General features: G+C 62.6%; 15 protein-coding genes and 2 pseudogenes. 10 read left to right on the top strand and 7 right to left on the bottom strand.

Annotated elements, in window-relative coordinates; genetic code table 11:
* Positions 1-34: 34 nt before the first annotated feature.
* Both NKI37_RS28300 and NKI37_RS28295 read right to left on the bottom strand, forming a co-directional pair.
* Positions 35-706, bottom strand: a complete 672-nt coding sequence (locus NKI37_RS28300) for a winged helix-turn-helix domain-containing protein (protein WP_023672160.1) — start codon at positions 704-706, stop codon at positions 35-37.
* Between the two features lie 120 nt (positions 707-826).
* Positions 827-1,196, bottom strand: a pseudogene (locus NKI37_RS28295) (hypothetical protein); the annotation flags it as partial.
* 56 nt (positions 1,197-1,252) lie between these two features.
* On the opposite strand from NKI37_RS28295, the gene NKI37_RS28290 reads away from it, so the two are divergent.
* The gene (locus NKI37_RS28290; RefSeq protein WP_023715721.1) at positions 1,253-1,885 is read left to right on the top strand and encodes a methyltransferase family protein; all 633 of its coding nucleotides are present in this window, start codon (positions 1,253-1,255) and stop codon (positions 1,883-1,885) included.
* Here NKI37_RS28290 and NKI37_RS28285 read toward each other — a convergent pair.
* Both NKI37_RS28285 and NKI37_RS28280 read right to left on the bottom strand, forming a co-directional pair.
* Positions 1,879-2,094: a hypothetical protein gene (locus NKI37_RS28285; RefSeq protein ID WP_023672157.1), complete on the bottom strand. Its 216-nt coding sequence runs from the start codon at positions 2,092-2,094 to the stop codon at positions 1,879-1,881. The genes NKI37_RS28290 and NKI37_RS28285 overlap by 7 nt on opposite strands.
* Positions 2,091-2,846 (bottom strand): COG4280 domain-containing protein, encoded by a 756-nt coding sequence (locus NKI37_RS28280; RefSeq protein WP_023692903.1) that lies wholly within the window; start codon positions 2,844-2,846, stop codon positions 2,091-2,093. Before NKI37_RS28280 ends, NKI37_RS28285 begins: the two co-directional genes overlap by 4 nt.
* Positions 2,847-2,905: 59 nt before the next feature.
* Between NKI37_RS28280 and NKI37_RS28275 the strand changes: the two are divergent.
* Positions 2,906-3,091 (top strand): annotated as a pseudogene (locus tag NKI37_RS28275) (ABC transporter permease); the annotation flags it as partial.
* 90 nt (positions 3,092-3,181) lie between these two features.
* Complete coding sequence (locus tag NKI37_RS28270; protein ID WP_352790608.1) at positions 3,182-4,183, top strand: LacI family DNA-binding transcriptional regulator; 1,002 nt, start codon at positions 3,182-3,184, stop codon at positions 4,181-4,183.
* 6 nt (positions 4,184-4,189) lie between these two features.
* Here the strand turns inward: NKI37_RS28270 and ocd are convergent, their stop codons facing one another.
* Both ocd and rocF read right to left on the bottom strand, forming a co-directional pair.
* A complete protein-coding gene (gene ocd / locus NKI37_RS28265) occupies positions 4,190-5,251 on the bottom strand; it encodes an ornithine cyclodeaminase (RefSeq protein WP_023692901.1) in 1,062 nt (353 codons plus the stop codon).
* Positions 5,248-6,183 carry an arginase gene (gene rocF, locus NKI37_RS28260; RefSeq protein WP_023822324.1) on the bottom strand — a complete coding sequence of 312 codons (936 nt, stop codon included), beginning with the start codon at positions 6,181-6,183 and terminating at the stop codon, positions 5,248-5,250. The genes ocd and rocF overlap by 4 nt, the downstream gene beginning before the upstream one ends.
* Positions 6,184-6,329: 146 nt before the next feature.
* On the opposite strand from rocF, the gene NKI37_RS28255 reads away from it, so the two are divergent.
* The 4 genes from NKI37_RS28255 (at position 6,330) to NKI37_RS28240 (ending at position 10,966) form a co-directional block, all read left to right on the top strand.
* Positions 6,330-6,770 carry an Lrp/AsnC family transcriptional regulator gene (locus NKI37_RS28255; protein WP_023685065.1) on the top strand — a complete coding sequence of 147 codons (441 nt, stop codon included), beginning with the start codon at positions 6,330-6,332 and terminating at the stop codon, positions 6,768-6,770.
* Between the two features lie 590 nt (positions 6,771-7,360).
* On the top strand, positions 7,361-8,575 hold the full coding sequence (locus tag NKI37_RS28250) for a glycosyltransferase family protein (RefSeq protein WP_352790605.1): 1,215 nt from the start codon (positions 7,361-7,363) through the stop codon (positions 8,573-8,575).
* A gap of 1 nt (position 8,576) precedes the next feature.
* Positions 8,577-9,821 (top strand): glycosyltransferase, encoded by a 1,245-nt coding sequence (locus tag NKI37_RS28245; RefSeq protein WP_023805874.1) that lies wholly within the window; start codon positions 8,577-8,579, stop codon positions 9,819-9,821.
* On the top strand, positions 9,818-10,966 hold the full coding sequence (locus NKI37_RS28240; RefSeq protein ID WP_023698115.1) for a glycosyltransferase family protein: 1,149 nt from the start codon (positions 9,818-9,820) through the stop codon (positions 10,964-10,966). Before NKI37_RS28245 ends, NKI37_RS28240 begins: the two co-directional genes overlap by 4 nt.
* Here NKI37_RS28240 and NKI37_RS28235 read toward each other — a convergent pair.
* On the bottom strand, positions 10,944-11,615 hold the full coding sequence (locus NKI37_RS28235) for a class I SAM-dependent methyltransferase (protein WP_352790614.1): 672 nt from the start codon (positions 11,613-11,615) through the stop codon (positions 10,944-10,946). The two genes, NKI37_RS28240 and NKI37_RS28235, sit on opposite strands and share 23 nt — an antisense overlap.
* Before the next feature lie 266 nt (positions 11,616-11,881).
* On the opposite strand from NKI37_RS28235, the gene NKI37_RS28230 reads away from it, so the two are divergent.
* The 3 genes from NKI37_RS28230 (at position 11,882) to NKI37_RS28220 (ending at position 16,064) form a co-directional block, all read left to right on the top strand.
* Positions 11,882-14,596 carry an ABC transporter transmembrane domain-containing protein gene (locus NKI37_RS28230; protein ID WP_352790603.1) on the top strand — a complete coding sequence of 905 codons (2,715 nt, stop codon included), beginning with the start codon at positions 11,882-11,884 and terminating at the stop codon, positions 14,594-14,596.
* 34 nt (positions 14,597-14,630) lie between these two features.
* Positions 14,631-15,098 (top strand): cyclic nucleotide-binding domain-containing protein, encoded by a 468-nt coding sequence (locus NKI37_RS28225; RefSeq protein WP_023672144.1) that lies wholly within the window; start codon positions 14,631-14,633, stop codon positions 15,096-15,098.
* Between the two features lie 111 nt (positions 15,099-15,209).
* A complete protein-coding gene (locus NKI37_RS28220) occupies positions 15,210-16,064 on the top strand; it encodes an MBL fold metallo-hydrolase (protein ID WP_023692895.1) in 855 nt (284 codons plus the stop codon).
* Position 16,065 lies beyond the last annotated feature (1 nt).

The following is a 16,065-nucleotide window of genomic DNA, read 5'->3' as shown; positions in this document are numbered from 1 at the left end:
CTTCAGTCATGGCAAGTTTCTGTCATGCCGCGCCTTAGTCGTGAACACTGTAGCCAGTGTTGCGCACGGTGTGGATCAACGCGGTTTCGAACGGCCTGTCGATCTTGGCGCGCAGCCGGCTGATATGGGTTTCGACGACGCTGGTCTTGGGGTCGAAGTGAAAATCCCAGACCCGTTCCAGAAGCATGGTGCGGGTGATGACGCGGCCCTCGCCGCGCATCAGCACTTCGAGCAGGCTGAATTCGCGCGGCTGCAGGTCGATCGCCTGGCCCTGCCTGGTGACGCGGCGCTGGATCAGGTCCATTTCGAGGTCTGCGATGCGCAGCGTCGTCTTCAGCTCCTGCACCGCAGGGCGACGGCCGAGCGCGTTGATGCGGGCGAGCAGTTCGGAAAAGGCGAATGGCTTGACGAGATAGTCGTCGCCGCCGGCCTCGAGCCCTTCAACCCTGTCGTCGACGCCGCCGACCGAGGTCAGAAAGATCGCCGGCGTGCGCACGCCCGCCGCCCGCACCGCCTTGATCATCGACAGGCCGTCGAGGCCGGGCAGCATGCGGTCGACGACGATCACGTCATAGGCGTCGCGTGTCGCGGCAAACAGCGCGTCATGCCCGTCGCGCAGCAGATCGCAGACATGCCCGGCTTCGCTCAGGCCCTTGACGACATAGTCTGCGGTCCTGGGGTCATCCTCAACAAGGAGAAGTCGCATCTCTGTTCCGGTCTGTTGCCGAGGCTTTGCCAGAGCGGCATGCTAGCACCGGCGGCGGTCCGTTCCTAGAATATCCGCCGGCGCCTGGTCGCTCGTGGTCGTTGCACATGTCCATAAGTGTCATCCGACCGGATCGCGCGCAGGGACAAGCATCCTGCGCAGCACGGCGTCTTTCAGAATAAAATGATGGAAGAGTGCCGCACCGGCATGAATGCAGATCAGAACGATGAATACCGGCTTTGCCCAAGTATGGACATCGCCCAAGGCAATCGTGGTGGTTTGCAGACGGACGCCCAAATTGTCGACCAGATTGTCGGTGATCAAGGTGCCGACGACGCTGATCAGCACCACCGCCAGCCAATAGGCATGGCACATAACGCTTCTGCGCGAATTGCAGCGCCAGCGCGACGACAAGGATGCCGGTCATGATCAGCGAGGTGACCGTCAGTCCGAAGCCAAGATTGACGGCCAGATAGTCGGCCGCCGTCTCGCTAGTGGGTGGCGAGACACCGGCGCTATGAGCCCTGCCGGGGTGCAGGAACTATGATGAGCTACGCTCCCCCCAAGCCGGCAGCGAAGGCGTTCGACCAGCACAAGCGCCTGCTCGTCATACAAGTGGCGGCAGCCCTCGCCGTCATGCTGTTGCTGTTCACCAAGCCCTTTCTCGTCGAAGGCTCGGACGGGCACGAATACATCGAGGCGCTGGGCATCGGCTTCGTGCTGGTCTGCTTCCTTGGCCGTCTGTGGAGCATTCTCTATGTCGGCGGAAGGAAGAACGACGAGCTGGTCACCATCGGCCCGTTCTCGATGAGCCGGAACCCGCTCTACTTCTTTTCCACGGTCGGCGCGGCGGGCGTCGGGTTGATGTACGGCTCGGTGCTGGTGGCGGCGGCGCTGGCTCTGGTGAGCTACCTGGTGTTCCGGGTGACGGTGCGCAAGGAAGCCGAGTTCCTGTTTGGAAAGTTCGGCCCCGCCTACAGCGTCTATGCCGAACGCACGCCGCCTTTCTGGCCGAACCCGCTGCTGTTTCACGATCAAGCCGAACGCCGGTTCTCGACAAAGGCGTTGCGGCGGACATTCACGGACGGGCTCTATTTCCTGGCGCTGTTCCCGGCCATCGAGACGATTGAGCAGTTGCGGATCAGCGGCATGCTGCCGGTGTTTTTCACCCTCTACTGACCGGAGCGCCGTGCCGCGCGGCGCACGCTGTAGAGCAGGATGACGAGGCAGCCGGGCAGAAGCAGGACGCCGCCGGCAAGCGGCGGCAACGCCAGCAGCTTCACTGCCGCGGCAATCGCTACGATCAACAGCAGCGCCAGCGTCGCAAGGCTGCCGTCGTCGATGAACATGCCGACGAGCTCCTTTAGAATGAGGCGGACGACGTTCATCGAGCAACTCCTTGTGCAGCCTTGGGGTAGCTGGCGCGCAACCAGCGCACCATGGCGAAGCACGCGACGGCGATGATTGCGAAGATGGCCAGCAGCGCCAGATCGGCGCCCGGCCAGTCGGTGCCCAGGCCTTCGCCGGTCCAGAAAATGCCGAAGCTTGTCAACATCAGGCCGACGGCGAATTTGAGCGCGTTTTCCGGCACCCGCGCCAGCGGCCTGTGCACCGCAAGGCCGATGATCGTTACCAGGACGAAGGCTGCCAACGCGCCAAGGCTGGCATAGAAGGTCTGTGCATGCGCGGCGCCGACGGCAATGACGATGAACACCACCTCGACACCTTCGAGCAGCACCGCCTTGAAGGCCGCGAGCCCGGCCAGATAATCGGCGCGGCGGTCATTGGCCTGCTGCTGCAAAGCGGCGGTTTCCTTTGAAAAGGCCGCGTCCTCGTCATGCAGGGCGATGACGCCGACACTGCGCAAAATGGCCTTTCTCAACCAGCGCATGCCAAACAGGACTAGGAGCACGCCGACGACGAACTGCAGCACCGCAATGGGAATCAGCGCCAGCAGCGGTCCGAAGGCCAGCACCAGAGCCGCCAGCACCGCCAGCGCCAGCGCCGCGCCTGTCAGCGCTGGCCGCCAGCTGCGGGTGACGCCTACCGCCAGCACGATGGTGAAGGCCTCGACCACTTCGACGAAGGAGGCAAGGAACGAGGCGGTCACGGTGGAAAGTATGGGCGTCAGGCCGTTCATGAAGGTTTCCTGTCTGCGGGAATCACTAGCCTGAGAAGGATACAGCGCTCCGGCGGAAGGGAGAACGCGCCGGCATCGTCGCCATGGTCTATCTGTTGCGTCAACATCGGTGGCCCGGTCGCCGGCGTCGCTACGAGCTGCTCGGCGTCGGCGACAATTTCAAGCCGATCGTGCTAGGCCTTGTCATTGTGCTCGCCGTCATTCTGGATGCCCATCGGGAAAAGCTGTTGAGGGTGATCCGATAAAGCGCGTCGCGCTTTTTGGTTTTTGTTTTATGGATGTCATTTTCCCAGATTCGCCGGACACTCCGGGCGACATGCACTAGGGGACAAGAAATGACGACGATTGCCGATGTCGCGCGCCATGCCGGAGTGTCGGTCGCAACCGTCTCGCATGTGATGAACCGCACGCGCCATGTCGAGCCTGAGACGGCCGAGCGCGTGCATTCGGCCATCGCCGCCTTGCGCTACAGCCCGAACACGCTGGCGCGCAGCCTGAGGCGCGGCGAGACCAAGACCATCGGCCTGCTGCTGCCGGACAATTCCAATCCGTTCTTCGCCGGCGTGGCACGCCAGATCGAGGATGCCGGCTTCCTTGCCGGCTATACGGTGATCCTGTGCAACTCCGACGGCAGCGCCGAGAAGGAGGAGCGCTACCTCCAGGTGCTGATGGCCAAGCAGATCGACGGGCTGATCTTTGCCGGCTCGTCCGATCATGCGCGGGTGTTCTCCAGCCTTCTGCCCGGCGTCCCGGCGGTGCTGATCGACCGCGAGATCCATTCGGTCAATGTCGATTCCGTGCTGGTCGATCACGATTATGGCGGCTATCTCGCCGGCCGCTATCTGGCCGGGCTCGGTCACGAGAACATCGGCGTCATCGGCGGCCCGCGCGATTCCAGCTCCAGCCCCGCCCGCCTGCGCGGCTTCGCCAGGGCGCTGCAGGAAGCCGGCCTCGACCTGCCGCCGGCCTCGGTGGTGGATTCCGACTACCACTTCGCCGGCGGCCGCATGGCGATGGAGCGGCTGATGGCGCAGGCGCCGGGGATCACGGCGCTGTTTGCCTGTAACGATCTGATGGCCATGGGCGCGCTGACAGTGCTGCGCGGGCGCGGATTGCGGGTCCCCGGCGACATGTCGATGATCGGCTTCGACGACATACCCTATGCCGTCACCACCTGGCCGCCGCTGACGACGATCGCACAGCCGGTCGAGAAGATCGGCACGCGGGCGGTCAGCCTGCTGCTCGAGCGGGTTGCCGAGCCGGCGGCGCATTCGCGCCGCGAAGTGCTCACCCCGGTGCTCGTCGAACGGGAGAGCTGCGCGCCGTTGCGCGGCTGAAGCCCCTCAGGCGGCTGCCGGCTGCAGCGCTGCCCTGAGCAGCATGCCGAAGAGGTCGCGCGGCTCGTCGGGATCGGCGAGCAGGTCGAGCTCCTCGTAGAGGCCGGTGGCCTGAAGCTGGTCTCTGATATAGCGCAGTGCGGAAAAATCCTCGGTGGCGAAGCCGACGGAATCGAACAAGGTGATCTGTTCCGCCGTCTTGCGGCCTTCCGCCTTGCCGGTCATCACCTGCCACAACTCGGTCACCGGATGGTCGGCGTGGAGCTGCTGGATTTCGCCCTCGATGCGCGTCTGCGGCGAGAACTCGACGAAGATGTCGGAGCGCAAAAGGATGTCGCGGTGCAGTTCCGTCTTGCCGGGGCAGTCGCCGCCGACCGCGTTGATGTGCACGCCGGAACCGACCATGTTGTCGGTCAGAATGGTGGCGGACAGCTTGTCGGCGGTCACCGTGGTGATGATGTCGACTCCTTCCACAGCATCCTGGCCGGTGGCGCAGATGGTGATGTCAAAGCCTTTGCCGGCGAGGTTGCGGGCGCATTTTTCCGAAGCCGAGCGGTCGATGTCGTAGAGCCGCAGCCGGTCGATGCCGAGCAGCGCTTTGAAGGCGACAGCCTGGAATTCGGACTGGGCGCCATTTCCGATGATGGCCATCGAGCGCGCGCCTTTCGGCGCCAGATATTTGGCCGCGACAGCGGAGGTCGCCGCGGTGCGCAGCGCCGTCAGGATCGTCATTTCGGTGAGCAGCATCGGATAGCCGGAGCCGACATCGGCGAGCACGCCGAAGGCGGTGACGGTCTGGCGCCCCTCGCGCATGTTCTTGGGATGGCCGTTGACATATTTGAAGCCGTATAGCCGGCCGTCGCTGGTCGGCATCAGTTCGATGACGCCGTCATGGCTGTGCGAGGCGATGCGCGGCGTCTTGTCGAACAGCTCCCAGCGGCGAAAATCCTCCTCGATATAGGCGGCGAGTTCGGTGAGGAACCGCTCGACGCCGATGGTCAGGACCAGCTTCATCATGCGGTCGACGCTGACGAAGGGGACGATGGCAAGGCGGGAAGGCTGGGTCATGCAATGCTTCCGGAATGGCTGCGGGTCGGGCGGTCCATGATGCGCCGGCCCATCAGGCTGGCGGCGAGGTCGACAATCAGCGTGGCGGTGCGGCCGCGCTCGTCGAGGAACGGGTTGAGCTCGACCAGATCAAGGCTGGAGACCAGGCCGCTGTCGGACAGCATCTCCATCACCAGATGCGCCTCGCGAAAAGTGGCGCCGCCGGGCACGGTGGTGCCGACGGCCGGCGCGATGGAGGGGTCGAGGAAGTCGACGTCGAGGCTGACATGCAGCAGGCCGTTTTCCTTTTCGACGATGGCCAGGAAGGCGCGCAGCAAAGGTGCAACGCCGTGCTCGTCAATGGTGCGCATGTCGTGCACGGTAACCCCCGCTTCGCTCAGCGCCCGGCGCTCCGCCGGATCGACGCTGCGCAGGCCCATGACGCAGATGTGGGCAGGGTCGACGGCGACAGGCAGGTCCGGGAAATAACCGTTGAAGCCCGGCCGGCCGCTGGCATAGGCGAGCGGCACGCCGTGCAGATTGCCGCTGACGGTGGTATCGAGCGTGTGGAAATCGGGATGTGCGTCGAGCCACAGCACGAAGAGCGGCCGGCCGCGTTCGGCGGCGCGGCGGGCTATGCCCGACACCGTGCCGGCCGATATCGCGTGGTCGCCGCCAAGGAAGATCGGCATGGCGTCTCGCGAAGCCGCATAGGCGGTCTCGGCAATTGCCGCCGTCCAGGCGGAAATCTCCGGCAGGGCCTTCAGCGCGAGATTGCCGTGGACGATTGCGCGCACGGCGGCCGGTTGCACCGCGCCCCAGTCCTCGACCTCGTGGCCGAGTTCCGACAGCACCGAGGCAAGCCCGGCCGTGCGCAGCGCGCTCGGCCCCATCTCGCATCCCATCCTGCCGGCGCCGTCCTGCACCGGCGCGCCAACGATCCTGCAGCGCATGGTTTTTGGTGTCCTTGCAAATTGATTGGGCAATTGATGCGTGGAATGAACCATCCTGGACCGGCAGTTTGAACAGGCGAAATTGGCATTTCGAGAAGAATGATTTATCAATTCGATAAGTCAGTTTGGTCAAAGTGGATAGAATCATGGACTTGCTCGACGAAAGGCTGGTCACGCTGCTCAGGCATGATGCCCGGCGCAGCATCTCCGATCTCGCGGTCGATCTGGGGGTGTCGCGCGCCACGGTCAGGGCGCGCATGGAGCGGCTGGAAAAAACGGGCGAGATCATCGGCTACACGGTGGTGCTGCGCGCCGACGCGGTCGACCAGCGGATACGCGGCGTGATGATGATCGAGATCGAGGGCCATGCCGCCGACCGCGTGGTCCGGGCGCTCGGCGGCCTCGCCGAGGTTTCGACCATTCACACCACCAATGGCCGGTGGGACCTGGTGGTCGAACTCGGAACGGCGTCGCTCACCGATTTCGACGCGGTGCTTAGGCGGATACGGCTCATCCCGGGGATAACCGGCAGCGAGACAAGTCTGCTGCTGGCAACGCCGAGGACGACAAGGGCAAGGTTGGCGTAGCCGTCCTTCCGGCCGGCGTGTTCACGCAAAGCTTTGTGACGGATCTGGCGAATGGGTCGCCTGGCTGACGAATCTCATTGGGGCCGCAGCTATCCTCCACATGACGGAGGAAGCCGGCATGACGCGAGATTGCACCAGCTTCAACGGTGCAAGGACCGGACGCTTGCCACAGGCCAAGGCTGATGGCAGGATAAAAGGCCGCAACGTGCGGCCTCTGGCGGCCGTTGTGTTTCGATGGATTATGAAGCATTTTCCCAAGGTGCGGGTTCTCCTCACAATGTGCGGCAGCCTCGTTTCGCCTTGGTCGCCCTTGATTTTTCGCAATGTGCGCTTTGCCTGCCTCAGGCCGCAGGGCATTTAATTCCACGGGGTCAAGCCTCATGACAGAGATTTGTGCTCGGGCCGTCTATCGTCGGCGAAGACAAGGCATGGCGCCACAATCAGCGCCCCTGGCATTCGTGACCTGGTGAAGAATGCCGTTGCGTACCTCTCGCCCCCATGTTTCAAAACAGGTCGATAGACCCGCGAGAATGGTTTCGAAGCCTGCGGGGTTGCCCACGGTCCGGCGAGAATTCTAAAAGACGTTCACAATGACACAGCACGCAAAAGACGCACGAATTCTCATGTACAGCCACGACACGTTCGGGCTCGGCCATTTGCAGCGTTGCCGAACGATCGCGCATTCGCTGGTCGGGGATTTCCGCGGACTTCAGGTGCTAATCATTTCGGGCGCCACCATCGCCGGCGCCTTCGACTACCGCGCCCGCGTCGACTTCGTGAAGATCCCCAGCGTCATCAAGCTGCGAAACGGCGAATACACCTCGCTGGAAAAGGACATCGATCTGCACGAGACGCTAAGGATGCGGCAGTCGATTATCCGCCACACGGCCGAGAGCTTCCGGCCGGATATCTTCATCGTCGACAAGGAACCGCTGGGGCTGCGCGGAGAGATTGAGGATACGCTGTCCTACCTCAAGACGCGGGGCACCACGCTCGTGCTTGGCCTGCGCGAGGTGATGGACGCGCCGCATTTGCTCGAAGCGGAGTGGGCACGCAGGGATGTGATGCGCAAGATCGGCCTGTTCTACGACAAGGTCTGGGTCTATGGCCCGCCGGATTTCTACGATCCGCTGACCGGCCTGGAGGTGCCGCCGGCGGTCAGGGCAAAGATGAAGTTCGTCGGTTTCCTGCAACGGAGCCTGCAGCAGAACCAGTTGCCCGGCCACCGGCCCGAGGGCGACTATATCCTGGTTACCACCGGTGGCGGCGGTGACGGCGCCGACCTGATCCACAACGTCATCGAGGCCTATCAGCAGGATCCGCGATTGCAGCACCGGGCGCTGATCGTGCTTGGGCCCTACATGCCGGCGCGCAAGCGCAACAAGCTGGTCCGGAAGGGGGCCAAGATCCCCTATGTCAAGATCATCGAATTCGACAACCGGATGGAAGAGCTGATTGCCGGCGCCAAGGCGGTGGTGGCGATGGGCGGTTACAACACCTATTGCGAGATACTGTCTTTCGACAAGCCGGCGCTGATCGTGCCGCGCGTCACGCCGCGCGAGGAACAGCTGATCCGGGCACGGCGCGCAGCCGAACTCGGCCTCATCGAGATGCTTTTGCCCGAGGAGGCCGAGGATGCCCAGCGGTTTGCCGATGTGCTGCAGGTTTTGCCGGGCCGGCCCCGCCCATCGCAGAGCAATGCGCATCTGACTCTGGAAGGGCTGCCTCATATTTCCGAAATCGTCGCGGAACTGCTCGACCGGCGGGCCGGCCATCACCTTTCGGTCATTGAAGGCATGAACTGAGTTGCAACACCGCAAGATCGTCGTGGTTCTGAAGGGCTACCCGCGGCTGTCGGAAACCTTCATCGCGCAGGAGCTGCTCGGTCTGGAGCGTGCGGGGTTCGACCTGATACTTTTCGCGCTCAGGCGGCCGACCGACGCAAAACGTCATCCCGTGCATGACGAGATCAAGGCCCCCGTCCATTATCTGCCGGAATATCTGCACAGAGAGCCGCTGCGCGTGGTTCGATCGCTGTTTGCCTGTCTGCCGCGGCCTGGCTTCTGGCGCGCGCTCAAATCGCTCGCTGCCGATATCCGCCGCGACTTTACGCGCAATCGCGCGCGCCGCTTCGGGCAAGCGCTGGTGCTGGCGGCCGAATGGCCGCAAGATGCCGGATGGCTGCATGCCCATTTCGCGCACACGCCGGCATCGGTGACGCGCTATGCCAGCCAGCTTCGTGGCTTGCCCTGGAGCTGCTCAGCCCATGCCAAGGACATCTGGACGTCGGCGGACTGGGATCTGGCCGGCAAGCTTTCCTCGGCGCGCTGGACGGTCACGTGCACGAAAACCGGCTTCGACCATCTGAAAAAACTCGCCAACGGCAGTTCGTCCGTGCATCTGAGCTATCATGGGCTCGACCTTGACCGCTTCGGCAGTTTCGGCGAGGCGCGAAAACAGCGTGACGGCTCGGCGCCGGCCGAACCAGTCATGATCTTGAGTGTCGGACGCGCCGTTGAAAAGAAAGGCTATGATACGTTGCTGGAGGCTCTTGCCCTCTTGCCTGGCGATCTGGCGTGGTGTTTCGAGCATATCGGTGGCGGCGAGGAACTGAACCGGCTGAAGGCGCTGGCGCAAAGGCTCGGGCTGGAGGGGCGCGTCTCCTGGAAAGGCGCGCTGGCGCAGGAGGAGGTGCTTGAGCACTACCGCAGCGCCGACATCTTCGCTTTGGCCTGCAGGATCACCGCGGACGGCGACCGGGACGGCCTGCCGAATGTTCTGGTGGAGGCGGCCAGCCAGCGGCTTGCCTGCGTGTCGACCGATATTTCCGGCGTGCCGGAGCTTTTATCGTCGGATGAAACCGGGCTGCTGATTCCCTCGGAAAACCCGACTGCCCTGGCACAGGCGCTGGAGCGCCTGATCCGCGATCCCGTCCTGCGCGCCCGCCTCGGCGACGCCGCGGAGCGGCGCGTGCGAAGCAATTTCGACCATGTGGCAGGCATTGGACAGCTCAAGGAACTGTTCGAGCGGGAGTGGCGGGTCGCCGAATGAAGCGGCTGCGCGCTTTCTTCTATGTTCAGCACCTGCTCGGCATCGGCCATCTCGCGCGCGCCAGCCGCATTGCGGCGGCTCTGGTCGATGACGGGTTCGACGTCACCGTCGTGACCGGCGGAGCGCCGATCGCGGGATTTCCGGGATCGGGCGTAAAATCCGTGACCCTGCCGCCTGTCACCTCCGGTGACGAAGGATTTTCCGGACTTGTCGACCTGCAGGGCAAAGCCATCGACGATGATTTCAAGACGCGGCGCTCGGAGATGCTGCTGCAGGCTTTCCGGGATTACAGGCCCGACATCGTCATTATCGAGGCGTTTCCCTTTGGACGCCGGCAGATGCGTTTCGAACTCTTGCCACTGATCGAGGCCATCGAAGCGACATCGCCCAGACCGCTGCTGGCGGCGTCCGTCCGCGACATCCTTCAGGAGCGCGTGAAGCCGAGCCGAAACGAAGAAACGGTCGATATCGTCAACAGGCATTTCGATCTTGTCATGGTCCATGGCGATCCGGCTTTCGCAACCATCGACAAGACATTTCCGCTGGCTGGGGCGATCAGGGCCGAGGTCGCCTATACAGGGCTCGTTGCCGCGCCGCCGGCGCAAGCGGCCTCAGAGCGCTTCGACGTTCTGGTGTCGGTTGGCGGCGGGGCGGCCGGAAAGAGCCTTGTCAGATCCACCGTCGCGGCGGCGCGAAGTGCCGATAACGCCTGGACATGGTGTTTGATCACCGGCCCAAACCTGCCGAAGGACGAGTTCGACGCGATTGCACGCGATGCCTCCCCACGCCTGTCCATCTTCCGGTTCCGCGAGGATTTCGCCAGCCTGCTGACCGGCGCCCGCCTGTCGGTCTCGCAGGCGGGTTACAACACGGTCTGCGATGTCATGCGCGCGGGGTGTCGCTCGCTGCTCGTTCCATTTGCAGCCGGCGGGGAAACCGAGCAGACGCGTCGCGCCCTGATGCTTGAAGAGCTCGGTCTTGCAACGGTGCTGACGGAACAGGACCTGACGCCTGAAGGTCTGGCGCAAGCGATCGAGCAGGCGCTTGCGGGACCGCCGCCAGCCGCGCATCGCCTCGATCTGGAAGGGGCGCGGCGCTCGGCGCAAATCCTGCGCGAGCGCTTCAAACAGTTCCGATCAGCATGAAGCGTGTATAATTTTTTGTCGGCAATTCGCCGGAGAACCTGATCTGCCGCAGCGCCGCCATGGCTTCGAAGGCTGCAAGTGACGCCACGCAGTTGATGTGCGTCGGCTCGCTGAAATAATCGTTCGATTGCAGCAGGACATTCGTGCCCTGCGGAAGCAGGGCAAGCCAGGCGCTTAGGTCGGCTATGTGTTCGCAGCTCGTATTGACGACCAGGTCGGGCCGCGCGGCGGCATAGTCGAGCTTGTACATATCTGCCGTCAGCGCTTGAAACCGGTCGCCGGCTTGCCGGTTGAGTGTCCGGGCGACCGCGCCGACTTCGGGATCGATGTCGATGCTGTCGATCGCCGCGATGTCGAAGCGGGCGTCGTTGAAAAGCATCGCCGGCAATACGCCGTACCATCCACCCAGAACCCATATGCGCTCGAACCGGCCGCCGCAGCTTTCGAACAGCCTGTCGAGCGCCCACATCTTGCAGGCGACCTGCTTGTGGTTGAAGGCGTTCGCGATATTGGCCTGCGGATGCTTGGCGATGACGCGCGCCAGCCCGGCCACGAGAGGGTGGTCGACATAGGCGGCAATTCCCCGCGTGAGGTCCAGGGCTTGCTCATGCCCATCCATGCCGGCATTGCGTGGTTGCGTGACATCCATCATATTCGTCTTCTATGTTGGGATTTCGGGCGACACAACGCAATCTTGCCTCTTGCAAGGCTGTTCGACTTGCGGACGCGACTGTGCCGCAAGCCGTTTCGCCATTGCCCGGAGGAGGCCGATTGAATTTGTCCGGACCATCGGCGCCCATCCGCCTGGCGCGCAGCTGCCGCTTCGAGGTCTTCGGTGGCGGCGAAGACATGGCCGATACACCATTCGCCAGCAGGTGCCTTTACATTCCGCATCCTTCAAACTGACAATCGCATATGGAAACCAGCCTAGCCCGCTATATCTGGACGCACACCAGGAAGCAGCAGCTCTGGATATTGATGATCGTCGTGCTTTCGATGGTCCCGTATTTCATGTCGTTCGACCTGCCGAAGCTGATCGTCAACGGCCCGATCCAGGGCAAGGGGTTCGAGCAACCGGGCGCGACCCTGCCATTCATGAGGTTGCACTATAACCTGCCGTTCATCGGCGAGGTTCAGTTCTTCTCCGGTTTTCAACTGGACCGCACGTCGACGCTGCTTGCGCTCAGCCTTGTTTTCCTCTTGCTGGTCGTCATCAACGGCTTGTTCAAGCTCTACATCAACACTTACAAGGGCCGGCTCGGCGAACGCATGCTGCGGCGTATCCGCTTCGACCTGGTCGATCGTGTGCTGCGGTTTCCGCCGATTTACTTCAAGCGGGTGAAATCCGCCGAAGTGGCGACCATGGTGAAGGACGAGGTGGAGCCGCTGGGCGGCTTCATCGGCGATGCCTTCCTGCAGCCGGTGCTGCTCGGCGGCCAGGCGCTGACGGCCATGCTGTTCATCATGGTCCAGAACGTCTGGCTCGGAATGATAGCGGTCGTGATCGTGGCGATCCAAATCGTGCTTATCCCGCGAATGCGGCGGCGGCTGCTCGTGCTCGGGCGCCAGCGGCAGTTGACGGCGCGCGCGCTTTCAGGCCGGGTTGGCGAAATCGTCGACGGCATCGGCGCGGTTCACGTCCACGATACGTCGAACTACGAGCGCGCCGACATAGCAGCCCGGCTCGGGCTCATCTTCAAAATCCGCTTCGATCTTTACCAATGGAAATTCATGGTAAAGTTCCTCAACAATTTTCTCGCGCAGCTCACGCCCTTTCTGTTTTACATGATCGGTGGCTATCTCGTCATCCAGGGGCGGTTGGATGTCGGCCAGCTCGTGGCCGTGATCGGCGCTTACAAGGACTTGCCCGGACCGATGAAGGAACTGATCGACTGGGATCAGGACCGGCAGGATGTCCAGGTCAAATATCAGCAGGTCGTCGAACAGTTCACCGTCGAGAATATCATCGCGCCGGAAATCGGAGCACTGACGATCGACGATCCCGATCCGATGACCAAGCCGCTGTCGGCGATCAGCCTGTCCATAGCAGACGATGGCGGCGCAATGCTCCTCAATCGCATCTCGCTCGAGGTCAAGCCGGGTGAGACGGTGGCGCTGGTCAGCACCGCAACAGGGGGAGCGGAGGCGCTTGCGGAAGCCTTTGCGCGGCTGACCTGGCCGGATAGCGGAAGGATCGTTTCGGGCTCCGATGACTTGCTTGATCTCCCCGAAGCCGTGACCGGCCGGCGCATGTCCTACGCTTCGTCGGATGTTTTCCTGTTCCAGGCAAGCCTGCGCGACAATTTGCTCTACGGTTTGAAGCATGCGCCGCTGACATCGGTGACATATGACGGCGCAGCGGCGGACCAGCACCGTTGGAATATCGACGAGGCGCGCCGGTCGGGCAATCCGGATCTCGATATCCGCAGCGACTGGATCAACTATGCCTCCGCCGGCGCCACCGGCCCGCACGACCTCTTTGAAGCCGTGCGCCGGGTGCTCGACGCGGTTCTTCTGTCGCGCGACATTCTGGATCTAGGCTTGCGCTCTTCGGCCGACCTCAAGCGCCACACGAAGCTCGCCGGGCGGATCGTCGAACTGCGTGCGGCGCTGCGAACCCGGTTGGAGGAAGAAGGCCTGAGCGCGCTGGTGGTTCCTTTTGAACCGGGCGCCTACAACAAGGAAGCGACGATCGGCCAGAACCTGCTCTTCGGCGCTGCGGCCGGCCCCGAACTGGCTCACAAGGCACTGGCGTCCAATCCCTATTTTGCTTCCGTGCTGAAGCAAGCCGGCCTCGACCGCACGCTCTACGAAATGGGCATGGAGATCGCCGAACAGGCGATCGAGCTGTTTGCCGACCTGCCGCCCGAACACCAGTTCTTCCAGCAGCTCGCCTTCATGAGCGCCGAGGAGATACCCGCCTACGAAACCTTGCTGCAACGGCTCAAGAATCGCCCCTACGATGCGGTTTCGGAGAACGACCGCGCCATGATGGTCACGTTGAGCTTTGCCTATATCGAGCCCCGGCATCGCTTCGGCCTCTTGACCGACGAGCTGATGAGCAAGATCATCGCTGCACGCAACCAGTTCTATGGAAACCTGCCGGCCGAGCTGGAGAAAGCTGTCGAACGGTTTGACCCTGACAAATACATCGCCGCGGCCACCGTCATGGACAACGTCCTGTTCGGGCGTGTCGGCAACAACCATCCCGACGCGCCGGACCGCATTCGCTCCATCGTCTATGATATTCTTGACGAACTGGGGCTTTATGCCGAGCTTCTGGATGTCGGCCTGGACTTCAACGTCGGCGCCGCCGGCAGGCGGCTGACCGGCGGACAGCGACAGAAGCTCGATGTTGCCCGCGCCTTGCTCAAGCGTCCCGATTTCCTCATTCTCAATCGGCCGCTGTCGGCGCTCGACCAGCGCGTGCAGGACAAGGTGTTGCGGAATGTGCTCGACGAAGCCAGACGCGACGGCCATTCGCCGGCAATTGTGTGGGTGGTGACGAATCCGGCAATGGCGGCGATGTTCGATCGGGTTGTGGTCTTTGACTCAGGCCAATTGGTGGAAGACGGAACACACGAGACACTCTTGGCGGGAAACGGTATCTTCAAGGAACTTGTGTCATAGTCTGGCAAACGCGAATTCAGGAAGGTTTGCGACAATGCTGCTCAAGGATGAAGTTGGAATGCTGCAACGCGTTCCCTTGTTCTCTGGCATCGAGCCGACAAAGCTCAAGCTGCTCGCGTTCACGTCCGATCGCGTGAACTACAGTGCCGGCCAGATTCTTTTCCGGCAGGGCGACGAGGCAGACGCCGCCTATGTCATCCTTTCGGGCAGCGCGGATATTCTGGTCGATTCCGACAATGGGCCGATCAAAGTTGCTGAATTGCTGCCAAATTCGATCGTTGGCGAGATTGCCATATTGTGCAACAGCTCCCGTACTGCCACCGTCAAAGCGGCAAGTGAGCTGGAGGCCTTGAGAATCCGCAAGGACCATTTCCTGAGGCTTATGAAGGAGTTTCCCGAAATGACCATCGAGATATTGCGGGTTCTTGCCGATAGGCTAAGCAGTACGACCGCGGACCTGATCGACGCACGAACGGCCGAGAGCGATTCACAGTTGCACTGAAGCGGCGAGCCGCTCTGTTTCTTTGTTTTGATGCAGTTTCCGGAACCGTGTCACACCTTTCCTGGAACGACTCTGGCAGCAGTTGGTTGGCTACGATGGGCGAAAGGGTGCATGGACGACGATTTCTTCCTTGTCAGGTTTTGGGGCGTGCGCGGCAGCATTGCGGTGTCGGGGCCAGAATTTGCTCGCTATGGCGGCAACACGATCTGCATCGAGATGCAATGCGGCAAGCATACGCTTCTGTTCGACGCGGGCTCCGGCTTGCGGCCTGCCGGCAGGACGCTTCGGGCGGCGGGCGTCACCGATTTCGACCTGTTTTTCACCCATTGCCATTACGATCACATCATCGGGCTGCCGGCTTTCAAGCCTATTTATGAACGAGGCATCAAAGTTACGCTTTGGTCCGGGCATCTGGCTGGACGCATGACGACGCGGCAGATGGTCGATGAATTCATTCGGCCGCCATGGTTTCCGGTGACACTCGGTGTCTGCAAGGCGAGCCTCGACTGCCGCGATTTCGCATCCGGAGACCTGCTTCGGCCACGCGAAGGAGTTGTTGTACGAACCGGTAGTCTTACCCATCCGGGCGGCTGCATCGGCTACCGGGTCGAATGGGGGGGCCGCGTCGTGGCGGTCATCACAGACACCGAGCACGAGCCGGGCAAACTCGACCAGGCGGTGCTCGGCCTGATCAGAGATGCCGACCTCGTCATTTACGACTGCACCTACACCGAGGAGGAAATGGAGCGCTACCGCGGCAACGGGCACTCGACATGGCAACAGGGCGTCAAGCTCTGCGAGGCGGCCGGCGCGCGCGGGCTTGCGCTGTTTCACCACGATCCGGCACGCACCGACGATGAGCTGGACGAGATGGAGAAACTGGCCAAGGACAGGTTTGCCGGCGCTTTTGCGGCGCGGGATGGCCAGACGCTCACATTCCCAACTTCAGTGAACAAAAAGCGCTGAG

Source organism: Mesorhizobium sp. M0626, assembly GCF_040320665.1.
Classification (GTDB): domain Bacteria; phylum Pseudomonadota; class Alphaproteobacteria; order Rhizobiales; family Rhizobiaceae; genus Mesorhizobium.
Note: the sequence above shows the minus strand (reverse complement) of the source record. Positions and strands in the feature narration are given on the sequence as shown.

Excerpts from the sequence above, each read along its gene's own strand:
- NKI37_RS28300 (WP_023672160.1), bottom strand. The coding sequence starts at position 706 with ATGCGACTTCTCCTTGTTGAGGATGACCCCAGGACCGCAGACTATGTC.
- NKI37_RS28290 (WP_023715721.1), top strand. The coding sequence starts at position 1,253 with ATGAGCTACGCTCCCCCCAAGCCGGCAGCGAAGGCGTTCGACCAGCAC.
- NKI37_RS28285 (WP_023672157.1), bottom strand. The coding sequence starts at position 2,094 with ATGAACGTCGTCCGCCTCATTCTAAAGGAGCTCGTCGGCATGTTCATC.
- NKI37_RS28280 (WP_023692903.1), bottom strand. The coding sequence starts at position 2,846 with ATGAACGGCCTGACGCCCATACTTTCCACCGTGACCGCCTCGTTCCTT.
- NKI37_RS28270 (WP_352790608.1), top strand. The coding sequence starts at position 3,182 with ATGACGACGATTGCCGATGTCGCGCGCCATGCCGGAGTGTCGGTCGCA.
- ocd (WP_023692901.1), bottom strand. The coding sequence starts at position 5,251 with ATGACCCAGCCTTCCCGCCTTGCCATCGTCCCCTTCGTCAGCGTCGAC.
- rocF (WP_023822324.1), bottom strand. The coding sequence starts at position 6,183 with ATGCGCTGCAGGATCGTTGGCGCGCCGGTGCAGGACGGCGCCGGCAGG.
- NKI37_RS28255 (WP_023685065.1), top strand. The coding sequence starts at position 6,330 with ATGGACTTGCTCGACGAAAGGCTGGTCACGCTGCTCAGGCATGATGCC.
- NKI37_RS28250 (WP_352790605.1), top strand. The coding sequence starts at position 7,361 with ATGACACAGCACGCAAAAGACGCACGAATTCTCATGTACAGCCACGAC.
- NKI37_RS28240 (WP_023698115.1), top strand. The coding sequence starts at position 9,818 with ATGAAGCGGCTGCGCGCTTTCTTCTATGTTCAGCACCTGCTCGGCATC.
- NKI37_RS28235 (WP_352790614.1), bottom strand. The coding sequence starts at position 11,615 with ATGGATGTCACGCAACCACGCAATGCCGGCATGGATGGGCATGAGCAA.
- NKI37_RS28230 (WP_352790603.1), top strand. The coding sequence starts at position 11,882 with ATGGAAACCAGCCTAGCCCGCTATATCTGGACGCACACCAGGAAGCAG.
- NKI37_RS28225 (WP_023672144.1), top strand. The coding sequence starts at position 14,631 with ATGCTGCTCAAGGATGAAGTTGGAATGCTGCAACGCGTTCCCTTGTTC.
- NKI37_RS28220 (WP_023692895.1), top strand. The coding sequence starts at position 15,210 with ATGGACGACGATTTCTTCCTTGTCAGGTTTTGGGGCGTGCGCGGCAGC.